Genomic DNA, 3,843 nt, shown 5'->3' on the forward strand with positions numbered 1-3,843 from the left:
TTCTTATTTTTTGAATTTCAACTGCACAATATTAGTACCTATTTTCTTACCTTCAGCTAAACCAACCGAATTATCCATGTTTGTATGGATTCCACCGTAAAAACGAGATAAAGCAGACTCTTCGGCAGCAGCCCAAAATGATTTTAATTTACGAGGCTTAAACTCTACATTACGTTTAGTATCTTTCGGGCGTCCTTCCCATGAAGTATCGGTAAATTCAAAGTTTGTTCCGAAAACACTCTCTAGAGCCATTGCCGCAGCTGCTGATTGCGTAGAATGTCCTGAAGGAAAACCCGGAAACGGAGGTGCTGGCCAAAACGGAATCCAAGTTGGGTCAACGGTCTGACGAATATAGGTGTACGGGCGGACATTCATGTACGTATATTTTGCTTTCCAACATAAAATGAACGCATCGGCTACCGCCAACCCCGTTTTGGCAAATGCTTCGATAGCTTGGTCTAATTTTGCTTTACTTGTAAGCGTTGCAATTTTTGCCAACGAGTATGAGTGTCCGGGCGGAGTGAAAGTTTCGCTTGGGTCGTCAGCCCACCAAACAGAAATTTCTTTTTCCTCCTGAGTCAAAATCTTATTTTTTTGATAAACATCTTTGTATTCTTTAAAGAAATCGCTGTTTTCACGATACGATGGACTTTTGGGTAATTTCGGTACTGGCAAGGCCCCATTAGCTGCCGCAAATGTGCGATTTTTGCCCCAAGAAGGTAGCATCGGAATCTTTCTACCGTTTTCGGTTGGTTCCCAATAACCAATACCCACTGGCACTTTATAATCGGCAGGAAAATTATTCTTGAAACCCTCGTGTCCACCATCGGTTTTTGAATATTCCCAAATGGCTTTGGCGATACTCACACCAAAAGATTTCGAACGATTGACAACCGTTGTATCGTCACCACTAATCAAAGCAGTTTCTAAAGTATTCTTTAACGAATCAAGCGTTTTTTTGTTTGCTTCTGTAGTAGTCGAAAACAAATCGCTAAGTATCTGATGCTGAGCAGCATTGACCGATAATGCCCAGTTGTATTTCTTACTCAAATCGGGTTTTGGAAGCGTCGTGAGCCAAGTGATTTGCCCTTGCAAAGACTGGTTATCGGGCATTCCGTAAACACCTGATTCGTACATCGTAAGACCAACATAACCTAAGGCACGAGCGGCCACTGGCGGGGTTTGGGCGGCGGTTGTTCGCAATAATTTCAGTGTCATATCTGCCCATTTGATTGACAGGCTCACATCGTATTCTTTAATACTTTTTGAGGCAATTGGTGTAGGGTCTTCGAGCGATTTATCTTTACAAGAAACCACCAATAAGACAAGAAAAATTGACAATCCAAATTGGCGAGCTTTGACCTTCAGATTTATTAGTAAAGACTCCATTTTTTTCATAATTATTCTCTTTTAAACTTCATTAGGAAATTATATTACACTGCAAATAGAATACATAAGCACAAAAACATAAACAACTGAAAAACAGCCATTTACAAGCATAAATTATGCAACTATCTTACAAGGAATCGCCTAATTTAACTAAGCGATTCCTTGTAATTTTAATTACAATTTTTATGCCATAAATGCTTAAAAACGAGTAGAAACTGTAAGGTTGAATCCACGCCCATCGGATGCCCAAATGCCTGGACCAGGATAGAACTGCGGACGCTTCGTAAAATACTGTTTGTCGGTAGCATTATTGAGGTTGAACTTGAGCAAAAGCTTGCTCGAAATTCGGTAGGTAGCGTTGAAATCTAAGATGCCATAAGCAGGCACAAGTCCGACGCTCCCGTTGGCCGATGGCTGTACGGTATTGAGGGCATCGGCGTAGCTTTTGGCGGTATAACTAAACAAACTCGTAAGACTTAACTTTCTGAGTCGGAAGGTTAGACCATTGCGACTAATAACTTGCGGGGTGCTTTCCACAAAATTTCCTTTGATACTCACATTTTTTTCGCCCGAACGAATCTCAGCATTCAAATATCGAGCATCCATCAGTGAATTTGAGGTAAAAACCGAGAAATTAGCTTTTGCGTTGATTCTGACGTAATACTCTGCAAACATTTCCAAGCCTTTCGTAAATGAATCTCCGATATTGGTACGTAAAATTTGGAAAGCTCCGTTTTCGTCAGTTTGTGCCAAAGTTCCGAGTCGGTTTTTGTAAAGCAACTGAAAATACGTTAGTTCGAGTCTTAGTTTTTCAAAATTTCCTTTATAGCCCGCTTCCAAGTTATATCCGCTGGCATCTTTCAGATTATCAGAAGATTTTTCGTAAATAGACGCAGGAATAATATCTTTAAAAATCACTGGACGATACGCTTGCGAGAAACCAGCATAAAGATTTTGATTAGTAGAAAGCTGATAATCAGCAGTTAAGCCGAACAACGGAAAACGGTGCGGAATGGCATCGGGAAATTTTGAAGCATCATAATAGCTAATCATTCCCGACATCACTGACTCGCCCGATTCGATTCTGAAACCTGGTGAAACCGCCAATTTTGGCGTGAGATAAATACGATTTTCTACAAAAAAGGCAATATTCTGGGTTTTAAAACGCAAATCACGCCCCCAATTTCCTGTAATACTCAGGTCAAAATCGCTGCCCGTTGTGCCTTTTCCTTGCTGACGACGGTGCAAATCGTTGTTCATCAGTTGTATCCCTCCTACTAAAACTGACGGCAGTTTGCCAACTCGGTATTCGTGCAAAACACGTAGCTCGGATGTGTAACTATGATAATTATCAATATCCACTTGGCGGTTGGCATATTGAAGCGTAACAGGGTCTATTTTATCAATAACATCGGCGGTTCTATCAAACAACACACTACTTCGGCTACCCAAAATGGCCGATGTAACCCACGAAAGTTTGGTGCGATTTCCCAAAGACCAATTGAACGAAACTGATGGCACATAAATATCTGGACTATAAAAATTTCTCGAACGAGTAGCTACTCTCGGATTTGCCGCAAACATGGCATCAGTCTGCTGGCCTGCCAACTGAAAAACGTATTTTGAATGCGATAAATCGGCTTTTATTGAAAGTTTCTCGGTTGGTCGATAAGTAATTTGTGCCGAAAAAGCAGCGTAGTCACTACTACTATTATCACGGTAGCCATCAGAAATCCGTTTGCTGTAATAAGCATAATAATTCACCTTCCCGACTTGTCCGCCAACGGCATTATAGGTACTTAATAAACCAAACGAGCCTACGCTATTAGTACTTTCAAAATCAAAAACTTTGGTCGAATCGCCCTGTTTTGCTACATAATTGAGCATTCCACCAAACTGTGAGCCATATTGTAGTGAACCAGTTCCACGTACCAACTCAATATTTTGAATGGCTTCCATTGGCATAGAATAGTGGCTGGCTGGATAGCCATAAATATCGGAATTAGTAATGATTCCATCTTTACGGATATTAAACTCCCAGCCACGGTGTGGGTCGAGCCCACGAGTAGAAATGTTTATCTGATTGCCCGAACCGTCCATGTCATAAACAAAAACGCCTGGCACTTTTGCAAATATTTGTCGAGGAGTTTTTTCGGCAATATTGGCATCTAAACCTTGCACATTTATCATTTCGGTCTTTTTTCCACCGTAAAGAAATGTTCCTTTGGTGGTAGGAAGACTCTGAATATTAAATTTGAATTGTTGTTCTCGAACCTGTACTTCTTTCAGATTCAGTACTTTTGTGGAGTCATCCTTTTTTTGCGAATAAGCAGCTTTACACAAAAATATTAACAGAAATATATATTTGATTTTCATGGTATAGCGAATTATTTGTACTGATTTCGAACTTGATAAACTGTATATGCCGAGGCAATTAGCACCACGTTTTTGATG

General features: G+C 40.5%; 2 protein-coding genes. Both read right to left on the bottom strand.

Annotated elements, in window-relative coordinates; translation table 11 throughout:
• Nucleotides 1–3: 3 nt before the first annotated feature.
• Entirely contained in the window at nt 4–1,389 is a 1,386-nt protein-coding gene (locus ACOVO2_RS25360; RefSeq protein WP_421772663.1) for a vanadium-dependent haloperoxidase, read from the bottom strand.
• Between the two features lie 198 nt (nt 1,390–1,587).
• A complete protein-coding gene (locus ACOVO2_RS25365; RefSeq protein WP_421772664.1) occupies nt 1,588–3,765 on the bottom strand; it encodes a TonB-dependent receptor family protein in 2,178 nt (725 codons plus the stop codon).
• Nucleotides 3,766–3,843: the final 78 nt, after the last annotated feature.

The organism is Emticicia sp., assembly GCF_049241225.1.
Taxonomy (GTDB): domain Bacteria; phylum Bacteroidota; class Bacteroidia; order Cytophagales; family Spirosomataceae; genus Emticicia.

Coding starts and splice junctions, on each gene's coding strand:
- ACOVO2_RS25360 (WP_421772663.1), bottom strand. CDS start 1,389: ATGGAGTCTTTACTAATAAATCTGAAGGTCAAAGCTCGCCAATTTGGA.
- ACOVO2_RS25365 (WP_421772664.1), bottom strand. CDS start 3,765: ATGAAAATCAAATATATATTTCTGTTAATATTTTTGTGTAAAGCTGCT.